Below are 17,540 nucleotides of genomic sequence, written 5' to 3'. Positions count from 1 at the left end.
AATGGCTCGTAAAACCCCAATCAATCGCTACCGTAATATCGGTATTTCAGCTCACATCGATGCTGGTAAAACTACAACTACAGAACGTATCTTGTTCTACACTGGTGTAAATCACAAAATCGGTGAGGTTCATGACGGTGCAGCTACCATGGACTGGATGGAACAAGAGCAAGAGCGTGGTATTACTATTACTTCAGCGGCAACTACTGCTTTCTGGCGTGGTATGGGCGGTAACTACCCTGAACACCGTATTAATATTATTGATACTCCGGGACACGTTGACTTCACAATTGAGGTTGAGCGTTCTATGCGTGTTCTTGATGGTGCTTGCATGGTTTATTGTGCAGTGGGTGGTGTTCAACCACAATCCGAAACAGTGTGGCGTCAAGCTAATAAATACAATGTGCCACGTTTAGCGTTCGTAAACAAAATGGACCGTACAGGTGCAAATTTCTTTAAAGTTTACGATCAATTAAAAGCACGTTTAAACGCAAATCCAGTACCTATCGTAATCCCTATTGGTGCAGAGGATACATTCTCAGGTGTTGTTGACCTAATTAAAATGAAAGCAATTATTTGGGATGAAGCAAGCCAAGGTACAAAATTTGATTACATTGATATCCCATCTGAGTTAGAAGCTTCAGCTAAAGAGTGGCGTGAAAAAATGGTTGAGTCAGCTGCTGAAAGTAGCGAAGAACTTATGGATAAATATCTTGAGGAAGGTGATCTTTCTGAAGAAGATATTATTAAGGCTCTACGCACAAGAACTATAGCCTGCGAAATTCAACCTATGCTTTGTGGTACAGCCTTCAAAAATAAAGGTGTACAACGCATGCTTGATGCAGTGCTTGATTTCTTGCCATCTCCAGTTGATATCCCTCCAGTTCAAGGTGAAGATGCAGACGGAAATAAAGCTGAGCGTAAAGCAGACGACAAAGAGAAATTCTCTGCTCTTGCATTTAAACTTATGACTGACCCATTCGTAGGTCAACTTACATTTATCCGTGTATATTCTGGTGTTTTAAATTCTGGTGATACTGTACTTAACTCAGTTAAAAACAAAAAAGAGCGCATTGGTCGTATCCTTCAGATGCACGCAAACAATCGTGAAGAGATAAAAGAAGTCCTTGCAGGTGACATTGCCGCGGTTGTTGGTCTTAAGGAGGTTACAACTGGTGAAACTCTATGTGATGTTTCTTCTCCTATCGTTCTTGAACGTATGGAATTCCCAGAACCAGTTATTTCTCAAGCGGTAGAACCTAAATCTAAAGCTGACCAAGAAAAAATGGGTTTAGCTCTTTCACGTTTAGCTCAGGAAGACCCTTCATTCCGTGTTCGCTCGGATGAGGAATCTGGTCAAACAATTATCTCTGGTATGGGTGAGCTTCACTTAGAGATTCTTGTTGATCGTATGAAACGTGAGTTTAACGTTGAAGCTAACGTAGGTAAACCTCAAGTTGCTTATCGTGAAACTATACGTAAAACAGTTACTGACGTTGAAGGTAAATTTGTTAAACAATCAGGTGGTCGCGGTCAATATGGTCATGTAGTTTTAAAACTAGAACCTATGGAACCTGGTGGTGAAGGTTACGAATTCGTTGATGAAATTAAAGGTGGTGTAGTTCCTCGTGAATATATCCCTGCGGTAGATAAAGGTATTCAAGAAACTCTATCTTCTGGTGTAGTTGCTGGTTATCCAGTAGTAGACGTTAAAGTTACATTGACATTCGGTTCTTACCATGACGTGGACTCAAACGAAAACGCATTCCGTATGGCTGCTTCTATGGCTTTCAAAGAGGGTATGCGTCGTGCATCTCCAGTTCTTCTAGAACCTATGATGGCAGTTGAAGTTGAAACTCCAGAAGACTATGCAGGTACTGTGATGGGAGACCTATCTTCTCGTCGTGGTATGGTTCAAGGTATGGACGATATGGCAGGTGGTGGCAAATCAATTAAAGCAGAAGTTCCTCTAGCTGAAATGTTCGGTTATGCAACTAACCTTCGTTCACTAACACAAGGGCGTGCTACTTACACTATGGAATTTAAGCATTATGCTGAAGCTCCTAAAAATGTAGCTGAGGAAGTGATTAGTTCACGTGCGAAATAAGCTTTGCTTATTCGTAATTTTGTAACGATTTATATTTAAAATTTTGTTTTTTTAAATTTTTATAATTTTAATTTTGGAATTTATTTAATATGGCTAAAGAGAAGTTTGAACGTACCAAACCGCACGTAAACGTAGGTACAATCGGTCACGTAGACCACGGAAAAACAACATTGACAGCAGCGATTACGACTGTATTGTCAAAGATGTACGGTGGTGAAGCGAAAGACTATTCAGCAATTGATGCGGCCCCTGAGGAGCGTGCACGTGGTATTACTATTAATACAGCCCACGTAGAGTATGAGACAGCTACACGTCACTATGCACACGTAGACTGCCCAGGGCACGCTGACTATGTAAAAAACATGATTACAGGTGCTGCACAGATGGATGGAGCTATATTGGTATGCTCAGCAGCAGACGGTCCTATGCCACAGACACGTGAACACATTCTACTATCACGTCAAGTAGGCGTACCTTACATTATCGTATTCTTAAATAAAGCGGATATGGTAGATGATGAGGAGCTATTAGAGTTAGTAGAGATGGAAGTTCGTGAGCTTTTATCTAAGTATGATTTCCCAGGTGATGACACACCGATAATTAAGGGATCAGCTAAGTTAGCTCTAGAGGGAGATGAGGGTCCATTAGGAAAAGAGGCTATATTAAAATTAGCAGAAGCTTTGGATACATACATTCCAACTCCAGAGCGTGCAGTAGATGGTACGTTCTTGATGCCAGTAGAGGACGTGTTCTCAATTTCAGGTCGTGGTACAGTGGTTACAGGTCGTATTGAGCGTGGTGTTATTAAAGTAGGCGAAGAGATTGAGATTGTAGGTATTCGTGAGACAGCGAAGACTACATGTACAGGTGTAGAGATGTTCCGTAAGCTACTTGATGAAGGTCAAGCAGGGGATAACGTAGGATTGCTACTTCGTGGTACTAAGCGTGAGGATGTAGAGCGTGGTCAAGTATTGGCTAAGCCAGGTACAATCAAGCCACACACTAACTTCTCAGCAGAGGTGTATATTCTATCTAAAGAAGAAGGTGGACGTCACACACCATTTTTCCAAGGATACCGTCCGCAGTTTTACTTCCGTACAACAGATGTGACAGGAGCGATTACATTGCCAGCAGATAAAGAGATGGTGCTACCAGGCGATAACGTATCGATGGACGTTGAGTTAATCAGCCCAATCGCGATGGAGGAAGGTCTTCGCTTCGCTATCCGTGAAGGTGGTCGTACAGTCGGTGCTGGTGTCGTTGCTAAAATCACTAAGTAATAGTTGAATATTGAGTGCCGAGAGGTGCTCGCTATGTACATAGCTAGAAGGGTCTCTTATGAGACCCTTTTTTATTGTGTTATTTTATACAGCTTATTTTTGATGTGATTCACAAAACTTTATTTAATCGTTATGAATGCTTTTTAGTTCATTATTATTTTAAGGTGAAAAAAATGAGTAATAATTTTTATGAGTTTTGATTCTGAAGCTAGGGAAGCTTTAGCACAGGTTTTAAAAGAATATGGATTAACTGTGGCACAGGCTTTTAAGCTTTTTGCAAATCGAGTTGTGAGGCGAGCTCTTTTGGAGTTATCAACTTTGGAATGGCGTGAGGTTATATTTTCATTATGTTCTAACGCCCCCAGTTCTAGCCCGCCCGAGCCACAATCTAATCCAAATCCAAAAAGCCACCTCTCTGACGATTCCACAGATTAGCATAAATCCCGCCTCGCTCCAGTAGCTCCTGATGAGTGCCTTCCTCTACGATTCGTCCACCATCCATCACAATCAGCCGATCCATAGCAGCAATCGTAGAAAGCCTATGAGCAATCGCAATCACAGTTTTGCCTTCCATCAGTCGATTCAGATTTTCCTGTATCACGGCCTCCACCTCAGAGTCAAGAGCACTCGTGGCTTCGTCCAGAATCAGTATAGGTGCATCTTTCAGTAAAACTCGTGCTATGGCAATGCGTTGGCGTTGACCTCCTGATAACTTAACTCCACGTTCACCAACATATGCATCTAATCCTTTGCGTCCCTTCATATCACGCAATGTGGCAATAAAATCGCTCGCCGAAGCCTTTTCGATAGCAGCCAAAACCTCATTCTCGCTTGACTTGTCGCAACCATACATAATATTCTCACGCACAGAGCGATGCAACAGCGATGTATCTTGCGTAACCAACCCGATTTGTGAACGAAGACTATGTTGCGTAACATCACGTATATCCTGCCCATCAATAAGAATCCGTCCATCCTGAATATCGAAGAAACGTAACAATAAATTCGTCAAAGTCGATTTTCCCGCACCGCTTCTACCAACTAGACCAACCTTCTCGCCTGGCTTAATATGCAAATTAAAATCTTCAAACAATGGCTTGTCACGGTCATATGAAAAATCGACATCCACAAATTCGATGTCTCCGCGATCCGCAACCAAATCACCAGCATCTGCACGATCCTGAACAGTTACGGGCGTACGTAAGGTCCTCATGCCATCTTGGGCGGTCCCGATATTTTCCAAGAACCTTGCAAACGAAAACATAATCCAGTGAGACAAGCCATATAAGCGAAACACAAAGGCAGAAGCCGCAGCCAGTCCACCTATAGTTAGAGCCCCCTTAGCCCACAAATGAAAACTCAAACCAAAAGTTGCAATCAGCAAAGCAATAAACAGCCAGTTTATGCTCATCCGCATTAGAGTAATAATACGCATTTGCTTATGAACAGTAACTAAAAACTCGTCCATTGCCTCCTGTGCGTATCCAACTTCATGTGAGGTGTGAGAGAAAAGTTTGACCGTCTGAATATTAGCGTATGCATCTGTAATACGCCCTGTCATCATGCTTCTCGCATCGGCTTGCATTTGCGAATACTTAGCAAGTTTTGGAATGAAGTAATAACCAGCCACAAAATAAAGGGCAAACCACACCACAAATGGCAATATCAGATAAGCATTAAATTGCGATAACAAAACGACCGCCGATACACCAAGTACCAAAGCGTAGACGACGATATTAATAGATTCCATCACAGTTTCACGTACTGCTAAAGCCGTCTGTAGCACCTTCGCAGAAAGGCGACCAGCAAATTCGTTTTGATAGAATGAGTAGCTTTTTCCGAGCATAATCCGATGAAAATTCCAACGCAATCGCATCGGAAAAGCCCCAGCAAACGCCTGATCCTCCAGTAACTCGGCACAGACAGTAGTGACACCGAAGATAAGCATCGCCACAAGCATCCAAATCAGCTCTGAAGATTTTTCCTGCCATAGTTCGCCCACAGGGATATGGCTCATCCAATCGACGATAAGACCCGTAAATTGAAACATCATCGCCTCGAGGACGCTTATGATGACAGACAACACCAATAACGCAAGCAATGCCAAGTGCATACCCTTTGTGTTATGCCATATAAAAGCGAAGAGCCCACCCTTTTGAAGCTCTGGCTCCTCAGGAGGATATGGATTTATGAGGCTCTCGAACCATTCAAAAATTTTGTTCATTAAATTGTACTTTTTGGGTGTTGTAATTTTTAAGTCAGTGGCAATGTTTTCTTAGATTTTACATTATATCTCTTTACAGAGCCTTACAAATTATCTTACAATATCAAATTCTGTTCTTTTGAAATTGTTCTTTTTTACGTTCTTTTAAGGTAAAACAATAAATGAAAAACCAAAAAATTCGCATTCGCTTAAAAGCGTTTGACTATAAACTTATCGACCAATCTGCGGCTGAAATCGTTGATACAGCAAAACGCACAGGTGCTGTAGTTCACGGTCCTGTACCTCTTCCTACTCGTATCAAGCGTTATGACGTGCTTCGTTCTCCTCACGTAAACAAAACTTCGCGTGACCAGTTCGAAATCCGCACACATCAAAGACTTATGGATATCGTTGACCCTACAGATAAAACTGTAGATGCATTGATGCGCCTTGATCTACCAGCAGGCGTGAATGTGGAGATTGCACTTCAGTAAGAAGCTGTATTAATTGGCGGTATGTGAGCTAAATGATAGTCACGATAATATTGCCACCCTCAAATTACAAATAAACGAGTGCCCACAAAGCACTCGTTTTTTATTATTATTTTAATGTAAATAATGTTGATTAAGATAACCCATAGTTAAATGGAGAGGAATATGAGGGTTATTAAACTTAGAAAAACTGTTGGAGTAGATGCTACCAATTTTTACATGGATGTGGGAATGGTTCAAATCATTCTTAATGAAATACTAAATGAAAATTTAACAGTAGATGGTGTATTTGGTATTAAAACACAAGAACTTTTACTAGAATTTCAAAAAAATAACGGAATCTATAATGAAAAAATTGTAAGTAATCAAAGTTCGACATTTAAAAAAATGGTAGAGAGTCTTCCTTTGGGGGTATTCATTCCTACTCATTATTCTCATGGTCCTCTGAGAGTAGACATTGGTCAATTGACGTTTGATTCTGAGGAAATGATTTTTATTTGAGCCCTTATTTTTCTAGAATACTTCACTCCCCTGAATACACAAATTCTGGAGTTACGATTGGCAGAGGTTATGATTTAGGGGAACGGGAAAGACAGGACTTATTAACCGATTTAAACAATTCAGGAATACCTCTAGCATAAGCACAAATAATTAGTAATGGAGTGAAGTTTATAGGGGGAGTAGCCCGAAGTTTCGTTAAAAAGAATAGAATTTTAGTTGGCGAAATTAGCCATGAATAACAGATAAATTTATTCAAGATTGCTCATCAAAATATTGAGAAGAAAACCATAAATTTTTTTGATAAGGCTGTGTTACAAGCATATCAAAAAAAGATATTCCGAAAATTTATACATGGAACCATTTGAGTAAAAAAGTTCGTACTTTGTTAGTTGATATGAGATATCAAGGTGTCTTGAGTGAGGAAGACATAATTAAACTTATAAAAGTTAATTTTAGTGAATCTAAATTTGCAAATTACTTAGAAGGTTTACCAAAGATTAAGCGGTACGAAAAGAACAGAAAAAGAATTCCATTTCTCAGGGCGGAGCCTTAAATGAAATTTCTATCACACGTGGCTATATTGCTGAGTTTCGGACTAGTACCAAAGCCCGTTTTGGCTGAGCCTACTGAATATTGCTACGACTTACAACCCATAGAAAGTTCACTGGAATGCTTGGACTCAGAGCTAGATAACATTCATCAAAACAATCATAAATATCTACAAAAATTAAATAACCATCACCAGGCAACAATATACAAAGAGTGGGATGAGCTTTCAAAAAATATTTGTGATTTAATGACCATCCATTCATCAGGTCAGGAGTCAAATAAAAATGGCTATCATCTTGAACAAACATTGTGCCATTTAGATTTAGAAAATAGCTTTGCTCAAATTCTCAAAAATCGCAAAACCTCTGATGGCATTGCAGCACCAAATAACATCGCACTACCAATCATAAAAAAGTTAATAGTATACTCGTTGCCAATTGTGGCTGAAAGAATAAATACCCACAGTGAGTTCAAATCACATGACCTTGAGAAAATTTTCTCAAAGATCTGGACTGGATTTGAGAAGCTAAGCGATCAACTATGTGTAGCAGAAACCGCATGTTTGGATCTAATTCAAAATTTGCTAATAGAAGCAAATAAGAAAATTTTTAAGCAAATCTCCTTCTCTAGTTTAGAGCTTGAATTCTTTGGAAATAATGCCCTCATCGATAAAATTTCTGTTGAAAATTCCTTAGATGAAATTTTAAATATAGTAAGGCAAAATCCGAAGGAGTATGAAGAGTGGGAATCTCAAGATATTCAAGGGTATAACCAACATCTTAGAAAATTGAACTATGAGATGATTGGGTTTATCAAAATCCTAAATGAATACGATTTCCAATCTGAACATTTTGATTATGCAGAAACCTTGACTAAGTGGGCGGAAGCTAACGAATGTACTTCAGATCAAGATCATGATCATTGCCAACTGCAACTTGAACTGTCCTCTAACGTGTGGTTACGCGTAAAACTATTATCTATAATGAAATTGGTGTATCCTAAAGTGGGACTGACTGATTCTTATATTCCGCGTGACTGACGTAAAGTGCGGAAAACAGAAGCATTGCCAACCCAACAAATATAACGAGAGCCCGTGCAGGCATCGTTTTGTTTTATAACCAATAGTTATAAACATAAGGTTTTTTATTAACCTCAATCTATTAATATAAACACATACAAAAACAAAAGGTCATCGAAAAGTGATTGAACTAAGAGGAATAAAAAAATCATTTCACACGAAAGAGAAAGCACTCCACGCATTGCAGGGCGTTGATCTCACAATCAAGCGTGGGCAGGTTTTCGGGATTATTGGACGCTCGGGTGCGGGAAAAAGTACCCTTATCCGTATGATTAATCTGCTAGAGAAGCCAACCGAGGGTCGTGTATTGATTAATGGTCAAGACTACACTAATGCTTCCGATAGCCAGCTCAGAAAACTGCGTCAAAAAATTGGCATGGTGTTTCAGCACTTTAATTTACTTTCTTCGCAGACCGTGCTTAACAATGTGCTGTATCCGCTCAAAATAGCAGGCACTCCGAAATCGCAGGCTATTGAAAGGGCGAATCACTTGCTTAAATTAGTGGGGCTGGAAGAGCATGTGCACAAATACCCGTCACAGTTGTCGGGCGGGCAGAAGCAGCGCGTAGGGATTGCGAGAGCATTGGCAACGCAGCCAGAGATTTTGCTCTGTGATGAGGCGACTAGTGCACTCGATCCTGAGACTACAAAGTCGATTCTTGCATTGCTAAATAAAATTAATAAAGAACTGGGCATCACTATCGTACTTATTACGCATAGTATGGATGTTGTGCGCAATTTGTGCGATGAGGTGGCGGTTATCGATAAGGGCTTGATTGTGGAGCAGGGTGATGTAGTAAATGTATTTTTGCACCCGCAACATGAGACTACGAAGGCGTTGCTTTCTGAGAGCGGTGTGGATAATGAAAGTTGGCAACAATTCGATTCTGACATTCACGATACTGTGATTAGACTTACATATCACGGAAAGACGGCGGTAGAGCCATTGTTGAGCCATCTAGTGTCGCAACTAAATCTAGAGTTCAGTATCTTACAAGGGTCGGTTGGGTTTATTAAAGATACACCGTTTGGTCAGATGGTGATTACTGTTTCAGAAGGACAGGCTAGGCCAAAAAACCCACAAAATAACACAAGTGAGTCGCAAGCTACATTAAATGAGGTCTCTCACGGCCTATCGCAAAACTCAATTACACAATTAAAACAATTTTTCGAAAAACGTAATGTTGATGTGGAGGTATTGAAATCATGAATTGGTCTGAAATCGATTGGGACATGATCCTTGAAGCTACCATTGATACATTGCTTATGACGGGATGGTCGCTTCTATTCACGATATTATTAGGCTTGCCCCTTGGAGTTTATTTGTTCCTAAGCTCAGAAAAGCAACTCCTAGAAAATAAGCCTGTGTATCAAGTTCTTTCCTTGATTGTTAATATTTTTAGGTCTGTACCGTTTATTATTTTGCTTGTTGTGCTTATCCCGTTTACACGCTTTGTGGTTGGAAGTGCACTGGGCGTTGCAGGTGCAGTAGTTCCATTAGTTGTATGTGCCGTGCCGTTCTTTGCACGCCTTGTAGAAAACGCCCTACGTGAGCTCGACCCAGGCATAAGCGAAGCTGCGAAATCGATGGGTGCAACCACATTGCAGACAGTACGAATGTCGCTCTTGCCCGAAGCCTGGACAGGGATTTTGGCAGCGATTACAGTAACTGCAATTTCTCTAATCGGTTATTCTGCAATGTCAGGTGTAATCGGTGGCGGCGGGCTCGGTGATATTGCGATACGTTTCGGGTACCAGCGATATCAAATGGATGTGATGATAGTAACTGTAGTGATTTTAGTTTTACTAGTTCAAGGTGTTCAGATGTTAGGAGATCACTTTGTAAATAAATTAAGTAGAAAATAATTTGGAGAATTTATATGAAAACATTAAAGAAAATTTTAACTGCTGGTGTATTCGCAATCGCTTCTATTGGTGGGGCTAACGCAGAGAAATTATCCGTCGCTGCAACTGCTGTTCCACATGCAGAATTGCTTGAGTTTGTAAAACCTACACTAGCTAAAGATGGTGTGGATTTGGATATAAAAGTATTCACTGACTACATTCAGCCCAACCAACAAGTTGCGGATAAAGCAATCGACGTTAACTTCTTCCAGCATAAACCGTATCTTGATTCATTCAATGCAGAGCATAAAACTGATTTAGTTCCAGTTGGCAATGTGCACGTAGAGCCACTTGGTGCCTTTTCTAAAAAAATTAAAAAAGGCGAAGCTCTGAAAAAAGGTGCGGTCGTTGCGATACCTAATGATCCATCAAACGGTGCTCGTGCGTTATTGCTTCTTCAGTCTAATGGCTTGATTGAGCTGAAAGATCCAAAAAATATCTTATCAACAACTCGTGATATCGTAAAAAATGATCTTAAATTGAAATTCAAAGAGATAGAAGCAGCTACATTGCCACGCGTACTTGCTGATGTGGATCTTGCAGTAATTAATGCTAATTATGCACTTGAAGCAGGTCTTAACCCTGTGCAAGATGCGGTATACTTAGAGGGTGCTGAATCTCCGTACGCAAATTTAGTCGTTGCCCGTCCGGATAACAAAGATAAGCCCGAAGTTGCAGCTCTAGTTAAGGCACTTCAAACCGAAGAAGTTAAGAAGTTCATTAACGATAAGTACAAAGGAGCTGTTGTTCCTGCATTCTAAGGATTCAATGGACTCATTTACACTACAAAATCTATCATCTGCACTCGCTCCATTCGCATTATATCTAGCGATTGGGGCGGTTGTGTTTTTTGTTTTATGGCTTTTCGCTTTGGGGCGCAATGCTTCAAAAGCCACACGTTTAGCTGTTCTTGAGCATAAGGCCACAGAGGACACTCAGGATATTCAAGTTTTAAAGCAAGAAACACAACAACTAAATGCCACACGCGACGAATTGGCTGAGACACTGGCAGCGGTTAAATCAAAATACGAGATACTCGAGGCGCAAACTAACGATTTAAAAGCTGAACGTGACCGCATGCAACAGGCTCATGAACTGACTATTATGCAAACAAAAGACCTCGAAAAGCAGATTCTAGCATCATCTCTCGAATCCAAGTCGTTAAAAGAGCAGCTTGACTATGAAAAAGCGACGGCACAAGAAAATCTTAGATCTCAAAAAGAGCAATTCGAAGAAGCACGTAAACATTTGTCCACAGAATTTGAAAATTTATCGAATCGTTTTCTAGATCAAAAATCGAAAGAATTTTCTGAGCAAAGTACTAAATCTCTAGGCTCAATACTATTGCCACTTCGTGAGCAAATCAATATTTTCCAAAAGCGCGTAAACGATGCTCAAACGCAGAATACTACAGAATTCTCATCTCTTAAAACCCAAATCGAGATGGTCAAAAACCTAGGGATTCAGATGAGTACGGAAGCTAGTAATTTGGCCGCAGCTCTTAAAGGAAATAAAAAAATCCTAGGTAACTGGGGTGAGATGCAGCTCGAGACATTGCTACAAAATGCCGGACTAGAAAAAGGTGTTCAGTATGAGGCTCAGACTAGAGCTACTACCGATGAGGGTACAAAAGCAATACCAGATTTTATTGTTCACCTCCCTGATGAGCGTTTTATAGTTATCGATAGTAAGGTTTCGCTCAACGCCTATCAAGAAGCCTTAGCAAGTGAGAACCCTGAACAGACTCAAACTCATATTCAATTGCACGTTAAAGCCGTCAAGGATCATGTAAAATCCCTCTCCGAAAAGGATTACGCAAATCTCAAGAGCCTTGGGAAGCAGTCGATTGGCTTTGTGTTCATGTTTATGCCTATAGAAGCGGCCTACACACTTGTTCTTCAGCAGTATCCGCAAATGTTTGTAGAGGCATATAACAAGGGCGTTGTATTGGTGTCGCAATCGACATTATTGCCAACTCTTAAAACGGTCGCAAATATTTGGAAACTTGTAAAAAGCGATGAGCAGGCACAGGAAATAGTGAACAAGGCAATGGATATATACAATCAACTTGCTGTGTTTTGTGAGCATTACCATAAGGTTGGCAATGCTCTATCGACAGCCACTAAATCTTACAATTCAGGCGTTACAAGTCTTGTCGGGCAGCAGGGGTTATACGGCAAGGTGGAGCGATTTAAAGCCTTGTCTACAAAATCTGCTAAGGATATGTCTGATATTAAAATGATTGAACAAACTCCAGATGTGGAACGGTTAGAAATTGCAGTCGCAAAAACATTGCCAAAGATAGAAAATAACAACAAAATCAAAGGTTAAGCCTTGAATTCCCCTTAAATTTATGCAAAAATAGAAAATTACCCAAAAAGGGTACATATAAAACTCCCTTAACCAATCGTAGTTAGGGGCTTTGGAGAAAAAAATGACTAACAATTTGTCTAAAGATGTAGCACCTAAGGCTGCTCATCGTCTTGGTCTATTGGGTCGTAAAGTTGGTATGATGCGTATATTCACAGATGAGGGAGAGTCTATCCCTGTGACTGTGCTTGATGTATCAAACAACCGCGTGACTCAAGTTAAATCGGTCGAGACTGATGGATATGCTGCGGTCCAAGTCGCATACGGTACTCGTCGTGCTTCTAGAGTTAATAAAGCACAGACAGGCCATTACGCAAAAGCTGGCGTTGAAGCTGGCTCAATCTTAAAAGAATTCCGTCTAGATCCAGCTAAAGCTGCTGAATTTTCAGCTGGCTCAGTTGTTGCTGTTGATAGCGTTTTTCAGGTAGGTCAGAAAGTTGACGTACAGGGTACCACAATCGGTAAGGGATTTGCTGGTACTATCAAGCGCCATAATTTTGGTGCTCAGCGTGCATCACACGGTAACTCTCGTTCACACAGAGTGCCAGGTTCCATCGGTCAAGCACAAGATCCAGGTCGTATTTTCCCTGGTAAGCGCATGTCTGGTCATATGGGTGATGTTACTCGTACAGTTCAGAATTTAGATATCGTTCGCGTGGATGCAGAGCGTGGTCTTTTATTAGTAAAAGGTGCGGTTCCTGGTCACAAAAATTCCGATATCGTTGTTTTGCCTGCAATCAAAATGGTAGCAAAAGGAGCTAAATAATGGATCTTAAGCTAATCAATGATCAGGGACAATCAAGCGAAACTATCTCTGCTTCTGATGCTATTTTCGGTCGCGAATTTAATGAAGCACTTGTTCACCAGTTAGTAGTTGCATATCAAGCAAATGCTCGTGGCGGAAATCGTGCTCAAAAGGATCGCTCAGAAGTTAAGCACACTACTAAAAAACCATGGCGTCAAAAGGGTACTGGCCGTGCTCGTGCTGGTATGACTTCATCACCGTTGTGGCGTGGAGGTGGTCGCACATTCCCAAATTCTCCAGAAGAGAATTTTTCACAAAAATTAAATAAGAAAATGTACCGTGTAGGTATCCGTTCTATCTTCTCTCAATTAGCACGTGAGGATCGTATTGCGGTCGTGGATACGTTTACATTTGATTCACCTAAAACTAAACAAGCGGCTGCTAGATTGAAAGATATGGGATTGGATTCAGTATTAATCATTACTGATTCCCTAGACGAAAATACTTATCTTGCCACTCGTAATCTTCCGCATGTTGCAGTTGTAGAACCGCGTTATGCAGATCCACTATCTTTAGTTCACTACAAAAAGGTGTTGATTACTAAAGCTGCTATCGCTCAGTTAGAGGAGATGTTTGCATGAGTACTACAAATACAAAATCACAAGCGTATCAGCAGCGTCTTATGCAAGTAATTCTTGCTCCTGTAATAACCGAGAAGGCTACATTTGTTGCTGAGTCTGGTTCTAAACCTCAAATCGCTATCCGTGTGGCATCCGATGCTACTAAATCTGAAATTAAGGATGCGGTTGAATTGTTATTTAAAGTTGAGGTTGATTCAGTTTCCGTACTAAATCGCAAAGGTAAACTTAAGCGTACTGGTCGTTTTATGGGTCGTCGTCGCGATAATCGTATTGCCTATGTGTCACTCAAAAAAGGTCAAGAATTTGACTTCGCGGAGGTAAACTAAGATGGCTATCGTTAAGATTAAACCTACATCGGCAGGTCGTCGTGGCATGATTAAAATCGTGCATCCAGACCTACATAAAGGTGCTCCATATGCTCCTTTACTTGAGCCTAAAAAGCGTAGTTCTGGTCGTAATAATAATGGACATATCACTGTACGTCATCGTGGTGGTGGTCATAAATCTCACTACCGTGTGATTGACTTCCGTAGAAATAAAGATGGTATCCCAGCTAAAGTTGAGCGTATTGAGTACGATCCTAACCGTACAGCACACATCGCTTTGGTTTGCTATGCAGATGGTGAGCGTCGTTATATTCTTGCTCCTAACGGACTTAAAGCGGGTGATAAAATCGAATCAGGAAAAGAAACTCCTATCCGCGTGGGTAACACTATGTTGATTCGTAATATCCCTGTTGGTACTACTGTTCATGCCATTGAGATGCAACCAGGTAAGGGTGCTCAAATCGCACGTTCAGCAGGTGCTTCTGCGGTGCTTATGGCACGTGAAGGTGTTTATGCACAACTTCGTCTTCGCTCTGGTGAAGTACGCCTAATTCATATCGATTGCCGTGCAACTATCGGTGAGATGAGTAATGGTGAGCACAGCCTACGTCAAATCGGTAAAGCTGGTGCCGTGCGTTGGAGGGGTATCCGCCCTACAGTTCGCGGTGTAGCGATGAACCCTGTAGATCACCCACATGGTGGTGGTGAGGGTCGTACTGGTGAAGCTCGTGAGCCTGTGAGTCCATGGGGTACACCAGCGAAAGGCTACAAAACTCGCAGTAATAAGCGTACCGATAACATGATTGTTTCGCGTCGTAAGCGTAAATAATAAGGGAGTATTTAATGTCACGTTCAACTAAAAAAGGACCTTTCGTAGATGCTCACCTTATTAAAAAGGTTGAAGTAGCTATTGAAAATAAAGATAAAAAACCGATCAAAACTTGGTCACGTCGTTCAACTATATTGCCAGACTTTATTGGTCTAACGATTGCTGTTCACAATGGTCGTCAGCATGTTCCTGTATATATAAACGAGAACATGGTTGGTCATAAACTTGGTGAATTCTCGCACACTCGTACCTTTAAAGGTCACGCAGCAGATAAGAAAGCTAAGAGGTAAACCATGGAAGTTACATCAATAGTACGTGGAGTACATATATCAGCTCAAAAAACTAGACTTGTTGCAGATTTAATCCGTGGCAAAAAAGTTGATCAAGCTTTGCATATCTTAAACTTCACTCAGAAAAAAGCTGCTGGCATTCTTAAGAAAGCTCTTGAATCTGCCATCGCAAATGCTGAGCACAATAATGGTGCAGATATCGACGAACTTACAGTAACTACTATATTCGTGGATAAAGCACAGTCTATGAAGCGTTTCTCCGCACGCGCTAAAGGTCGCGGCAACCGCATTGAAAAGCAAACTTGCCATATTACGGTCAAAGTTGGCACTAAGGAGCAATAATGGGTCAGAAAGTTCACCCAACCGGTTTCCGCCTTGCGGTTACTCGTAATTGGAATTCTCGTTGGTTCGCAGAGGACAAAGACTTTGGAACTATGCTTGCACAGGATCTTCGTGTACGCGAATATCTTAAACGCAAACTTAAGCAAGCTTCTGTAGGTCGCGTTCTTATTGAGCGTCCAGAGAAAAACGCACGTATTACTGTATTTACAGCACGTCCAGGTGTGATTATCGGAAAAGGCGGAGATGATATCGATGCACTTAAATCCGATTTACAAAGAATTATGGGCGTTCCTGTTCATATAAATATTGAAGAAATCCGTAAACCTGAAGTTGATGCTCAACTGATTGCAGACTCTATTGCACAGCAACTTGAAAAACGTATCATGTTCCGTAGAGCTATGAAACGTGCTATTCAAAATGCTATGCGTGCAGGTGCACAGGGTATTAAAGTTGCAGCTTCTGGTCGTCTAAATGGTATTGAGATTGCTCGTACTGAGTGGTATCGTGAAGGTCGTGTGCCTCTACACACTTTACGTGCAATGGTAGATTATGCAACTTCTGAAGCATTAACTACTTATGGATTATTAGGTATCAAAGTTTGGGTCTACAAAGGCGATCTTCTACCTAACGGTGAAGCTCCAGTAGAGACAGTTTCTCGTGAAGAGGAGCGTCGCACACGTCGTCCACGTGGTGAGCGCCAAGATCAGCGCCGTCCTAGCGGTCGTGGTCGTGCACGTAAAGCTGCAGGAGCCCAAGCAGAAAACTCACAAGCTCAAGCTCAAGGTGATAGCTCTCAAGCTCAGGCACAGACCGCAGCTAAGGATCAGCCACAAGCTAAAGAACAGGCTCAGGCTGAAGCTAAACCGCAAGCGGAAGCAAAAGGAGAATAATAAATGTTGTCACCAGCTCGTAGAAAATATCGTAAAGAGCAAAAAGGTCGTAATACTGGTCTTGCTACTCGCGGCACTAACGTTAACTTCGGTGATTTCGGTCTTAAAGCAACTGGTCGCGGTCGTCTTACTGCTCGTCAAATCGAGGCGGCTCGTCGTGCTATGACTCGTCATATCAAACGTGGTGGTCGTATTTGGATCCGCATATTCCCAGACAAACCGATTTCTCAGAAACCTGCAGAAGTTCGTATGGGTAATGGTAAAGGTAACCCAGAGTACTGGGTAGCAGAAATCCAACCTGGTAAAGTGTTATATGAAATGGACGGTGTTAGTGAAGAACTAGCTAGAGAGGCATTCCGCTTAGCAGCTGCAAAATTGCCAATCTCTACTACATTCGTAACACGCCATTTATCTTAAGGAGCTCTTATGAAAGCAAGTGAACTACGTTCTAAAGATGTAGCTGAATTGAAAAAAGAGCTTGATGAGCTTCTTAAAGCACAATTCGGTTTACGTATGCAACGTGCCACACAGCAACTTACAAACACAAGCCAATTAGGCAAAGTGCGTCGTGATATTGCTCGTGTTCGTACATTGATTACTGAAAAGGCAGGTAAATAGACATGACAGAACAAAACCAAACTCAAAGTCAGTCTACTGATGCTACTTCAGTAGACACACCTAAAAAACTTCAACGTACATTAGTCGGTAAAGTTGTTAGCAATAAAATGGATAAAACTGTAGTTGTTCAAGTTGAACGTCGCGTAAAACATCCTCTTTATGGCAAAATCATCATCCGTACAAATAAGTACAAAGCACACGACGAGAATAATGAGTATAACGAAGGTGATACAGTTGAAATCGCTGAAGGTCGCCCAATCTCAAAACATAAATCGTGGAGAGTAGTTAAATTAGTTGAGGCTGCTCGCGTTATTTAATTCTTTAGCTTTTGTTACGTTTTTGCCCCATATTCGAAAGAATATGGGGTTTTTTGTT

22 protein-coding genes are annotated in these 17,540 nt (G+C 41.1%); 21 read left to right on the top strand and 1 reads right to left on the bottom strand.

Annotated elements, in window-relative coordinates:
• Position 1: 1 nt before the first annotated feature.
• The 3 genes from fusA to KUI_RS08220 all read left to right on the top strand — a co-directional run bounded on the left by fusA (position 2) and on the right by KUI_RS08220 (position 3,822).
• Positions 2 to 2,107 (top strand): elongation factor G, encoded by a 2,106-nt coding sequence (fusA, locus tag KUI_RS07795; protein WP_013521761.1) that lies wholly within the window; start codon positions 2 to 4, stop codon positions 2,105 to 2,107.
• Between the two features lie 89 nt (positions 2,108 to 2,196).
• On the top strand, positions 2,197 to 3,387 hold the full coding sequence (tuf, locus tag KUI_RS07790; RefSeq protein ID WP_013521790.1) for an elongation factor Tu: 1,191 nt from the start codon (positions 2,197 to 2,199) through the stop codon (positions 3,385 to 3,387).
• A gap of 189 nt (positions 3,388 to 3,576) precedes the next feature.
• A complete protein-coding gene (locus tag KUI_RS08220; protein ID WP_013521759.1) occupies positions 3,577 to 3,822 on the top strand; it encodes a type II toxin-antitoxin system RelB/DinJ family antitoxin in 246 nt (81 codons plus the stop codon).
• Here the strand turns inward: KUI_RS08220 and KUI_RS07785 are convergent.
• Complete coding sequence (locus KUI_RS07785) at positions 3,776 to 5,611, bottom strand: ABC transporter ATP-binding protein (protein ID WP_013521758.1); 1,836 nt, start codon at positions 5,609 to 5,611, stop codon at positions 3,776 to 3,778. The genes KUI_RS08220 and KUI_RS07785 overlap by 47 nt on opposite strands.
• A gap of 161 nt (positions 5,612 to 5,772) precedes the next feature.
• Between KUI_RS07785 and rpsJ the strand changes: the two genes are divergently transcribed.
• The 18 genes from rpsJ to rpsQ all read left to right on the top strand — a co-directional run bounded on the left by rpsJ (position 5,773) and on the right by rpsQ (position 17,482).
• The gene (gene rpsJ, locus KUI_RS07780) at positions 5,773 to 6,084 is read left to right on the top strand and encodes a 30S ribosomal protein S10 (RefSeq protein ID WP_013521757.1); all 312 of its coding nucleotides are present in this window, start codon (positions 5,773 to 5,775) and stop codon (positions 6,082 to 6,084) included.
• A gap of 162 nt (positions 6,085 to 6,246) precedes the next feature.
• Positions 6,247 to 6,582, top strand: a complete 336-nt coding sequence (locus KUI_RS07775; RefSeq protein WP_013521756.1) for a peptidoglycan-binding domain-containing protein — start codon at positions 6,247 to 6,249, stop codon at positions 6,580 to 6,582.
• A 361-nt stretch (positions 6,583 to 6,943) separates the two neighbouring features.
• Entirely contained in the window at positions 6,944 to 7,135 is a 192-nt protein-coding gene (locus KUI_RS07770) for a hypothetical protein (protein ID WP_013521754.1), read from the top strand.
• On the top strand, positions 7,136 to 8,170 hold the full coding sequence (locus KUI_RS07765; protein ID WP_014840657.1) for a hypothetical protein: 1,035 nt from the start codon (positions 7,136 to 7,138) through the stop codon (positions 8,168 to 8,170).
• Between the two features lie 160 nt (positions 8,171 to 8,330).
• The gene (locus tag KUI_RS07760) at positions 8,331 to 9,419 is read left to right on the top strand and encodes a methionine ABC transporter ATP-binding protein (RefSeq protein ID WP_013521752.1); all 1,089 of its coding nucleotides are present in this window, start codon (positions 8,331 to 8,333) and stop codon (positions 9,417 to 9,419) included.
• The gene (locus tag KUI_RS07755; protein WP_013521751.1) at positions 9,416 to 10,075 is read left to right on the top strand and encodes a methionine ABC transporter permease; all 660 of its coding nucleotides are present in this window, start codon (positions 9,416 to 9,418) and stop codon (positions 10,073 to 10,075) included. Before KUI_RS07760 ends, KUI_RS07755 begins: the two co-directional genes overlap by 4 nt.
• Before the next feature lie 14 nt (positions 10,076 to 10,089).
• Entirely contained in the window at positions 10,090 to 10,875 is a 786-nt protein-coding gene (locus tag KUI_RS07750) for a MetQ/NlpA family ABC transporter substrate-binding protein (RefSeq protein WP_013521750.1), read from the top strand.
• A 7-nt stretch (positions 10,876 to 10,882) separates the two neighbouring features.
• Positions 10,883 to 12,445, top strand: a complete 1,563-nt coding sequence (rmuC, locus tag KUI_RS07745; RefSeq protein WP_013521749.1) for a DNA recombination protein RmuC — start codon at positions 10,883 to 10,885, stop codon at positions 12,443 to 12,445.
• Positions 12,446 to 12,548: 103 nt separating this feature from the next.
• On the top strand, positions 12,549 to 13,250 hold the full coding sequence (gene rplC, locus KUI_RS07740; RefSeq protein WP_013521748.1) for a 50S ribosomal protein L3: 702 nt from the start codon (positions 12,549 to 12,551) through the stop codon (positions 13,248 to 13,250).
• A complete protein-coding gene (gene rplD, locus KUI_RS07735; RefSeq protein ID WP_013521747.1) occupies positions 13,250 to 13,870 on the top strand; it encodes a 50S ribosomal protein L4 in 621 nt (206 codons plus the stop codon). Before rplC ends, rplD begins: the two co-directional genes overlap by 1 nt.
• Positions 13,867 to 14,196, top strand: a complete 330-nt coding sequence (gene rplW / locus KUI_RS07730) for a 50S ribosomal protein L23 (protein WP_013521746.1) — start codon at positions 13,867 to 13,869, stop codon at positions 14,194 to 14,196. Before rplD ends, rplW begins: the two co-directional genes overlap by 4 nt.
• A 1-nt stretch (position 14,197) precedes the next feature.
• Positions 14,198 to 15,025, top strand: coding sequence for a 50S ribosomal protein L2 (gene rplB, locus KUI_RS07725; RefSeq protein WP_013521745.1), 828 nt, complete (start codon positions 14,198 to 14,200; stop codon positions 15,023 to 15,025).
• A gap of 14 nt (positions 15,026 to 15,039) precedes the next feature.
• Complete coding sequence (rpsS, locus tag KUI_RS07720) at positions 15,040 to 15,315, top strand: 30S ribosomal protein S19 (protein WP_013521744.1); 276 nt, start codon at positions 15,040 to 15,042, stop codon at positions 15,313 to 15,315.
• A gap of 3 nt (positions 15,316 to 15,318) precedes the next feature.
• A complete protein-coding gene (rplV, locus tag KUI_RS07715; protein ID WP_013521743.1) occupies positions 15,319 to 15,657 on the top strand; it encodes a 50S ribosomal protein L22 in 339 nt (112 codons plus the stop codon).
• Positions 15,657 to 16,547: a 30S ribosomal protein S3 gene (rpsC, locus tag KUI_RS07710; RefSeq protein ID WP_013521742.1), complete on the top strand. Its 891-nt coding sequence runs from the start codon at positions 15,657 to 15,659 to the stop codon at positions 16,545 to 16,547. Before rplV ends, rpsC begins: the two co-directional genes overlap by 1 nt.
• A 3-nt stretch (positions 16,548 to 16,550) precedes the next feature.
• Positions 16,551 to 16,964 (top strand): 50S ribosomal protein L16, encoded by a 414-nt coding sequence (gene rplP, locus KUI_RS07705; protein WP_013521741.1) that lies wholly within the window; start codon positions 16,551 to 16,553, stop codon positions 16,962 to 16,964.
• A 9-nt stretch (positions 16,965 to 16,973) separates the two neighbouring features.
• Positions 16,974 to 17,165 carry a 50S ribosomal protein L29 gene (gene rpmC / locus KUI_RS07700; RefSeq protein ID WP_013521740.1) on the top strand — a complete coding sequence of 64 codons (192 nt, stop codon included), beginning with the start codon at positions 16,974 to 16,976 and terminating at the stop codon, positions 17,163 to 17,165.
• A gap of 2 nt (positions 17,166 to 17,167) precedes the next feature.
• Complete coding sequence (rpsQ, locus tag KUI_RS07695; RefSeq protein ID WP_013521739.1) at positions 17,168 to 17,482, top strand: 30S ribosomal protein S17; 315 nt, start codon at positions 17,168 to 17,170, stop codon at positions 17,480 to 17,482.
• Positions 17,483 to 17,540 lie beyond the last annotated feature (58 nt).

The organism is Taylorella equigenitalis ATCC 35865 (genome assembly GCF_000276685.1).
Classification (GTDB): Bacteria; Pseudomonadota; Gammaproteobacteria; order Burkholderiales; family Burkholderiaceae_B; genus Taylorella; species Taylorella equigenitalis.
The sequence above is the reverse complement of the archived record's forward strand: the minus strand, read 5'-3'. Positions and strand labels throughout refer to the sequence as shown.

Coding starts and splice junctions, on each gene's coding strand:
- tuf (WP_013521790.1), top strand. CDS start 2,197: ATGGCTAAAGAGAAGTTTGAACGTACCAAACCGCACGTAAACGTAGGT.
- rplP (WP_013521741.1), top strand. CDS start 16,551: ATGTTGTCACCAGCTCGTAGAAAATATCGTAAAGAGCAAAAAGGTCGT.
- rpmC (WP_013521740.1), top strand. CDS start 16,974: ATGAAAGCAAGTGAACTACGTTCTAAAGATGTAGCTGAATTGAAAAAA.
- rplV (WP_013521743.1), top strand. CDS start 15,319: ATGGAAGTTACATCAATAGTACGTGGAGTACATATATCAGCTCAAAAA.
- KUI_RS07750 (WP_013521750.1), top strand. CDS start 10,090: ATGAAAACATTAAAGAAAATTTTAACTGCTGGTGTATTCGCAATCGCT.
- rpsS (WP_013521744.1), top strand. CDS start 15,040: ATGTCACGTTCAACTAAAAAAGGACCTTTCGTAGATGCTCACCTTATT.
- KUI_RS08220 (WP_013521759.1), top strand. CDS start 3,577: ATGAGTTTTGATTCTGAAGCTAGGGAAGCTTTAGCACAGGTTTTAAAA.
- rmuC (WP_013521749.1), top strand. CDS start 10,883: ATGGACTCATTTACACTACAAAATCTATCATCTGCACTCGCTCCATTC.
- KUI_RS07755 (WP_013521751.1), top strand. CDS start 9,416: ATGAATTGGTCTGAAATCGATTGGGACATGATCCTTGAAGCTACCATT.
- rplD (WP_013521747.1), top strand. CDS start 13,250: ATGGATCTTAAGCTAATCAATGATCAGGGACAATCAAGCGAAACTATC.
- KUI_RS07785 (WP_013521758.1), bottom strand. CDS start 5,611: ATGAACAAAATTTTTGAATGGTTCGAGAGCCTCATAAATCCATATCCT.
- rplW (WP_013521746.1), top strand. CDS start 13,867: ATGAGTACTACAAATACAAAATCACAAGCGTATCAGCAGCGTCTTATG.
- fusA (WP_013521761.1), top strand. CDS start 2: ATGGCTCGTAAAACCCCAATCAATCGCTACCGTAATATCGGTATTTCA.
- rpsJ (WP_013521757.1), top strand. CDS start 5,773: ATGAAAAACCAAAAAATTCGCATTCGCTTAAAAGCGTTTGACTATAAA.
- KUI_RS07775 (WP_013521756.1), top strand. CDS start 6,247: ATGAGGGTTATTAAACTTAGAAAAACTGTTGGAGTAGATGCTACCAAT.
- rplC (WP_013521748.1), top strand. CDS start 12,549: ATGACTAACAATTTGTCTAAAGATGTAGCACCTAAGGCTGCTCATCGT.
- rpsC (WP_013521742.1), top strand. CDS start 15,657: ATGGGTCAGAAAGTTCACCCAACCGGTTTCCGCCTTGCGGTTACTCGT.
- rpsQ (WP_013521739.1), top strand. CDS start 17,168: ATGACAGAACAAAACCAAACTCAAAGTCAGTCTACTGATGCTACTTCA.
- KUI_RS07765 (WP_014840657.1), top strand. CDS start 7,136: ATGAAATTTCTATCACACGTGGCTATATTGCTGAGTTTCGGACTAGTA.
- rplB (WP_013521745.1), top strand. CDS start 14,198: ATGGCTATCGTTAAGATTAAACCTACATCGGCAGGTCGTCGTGGCATG.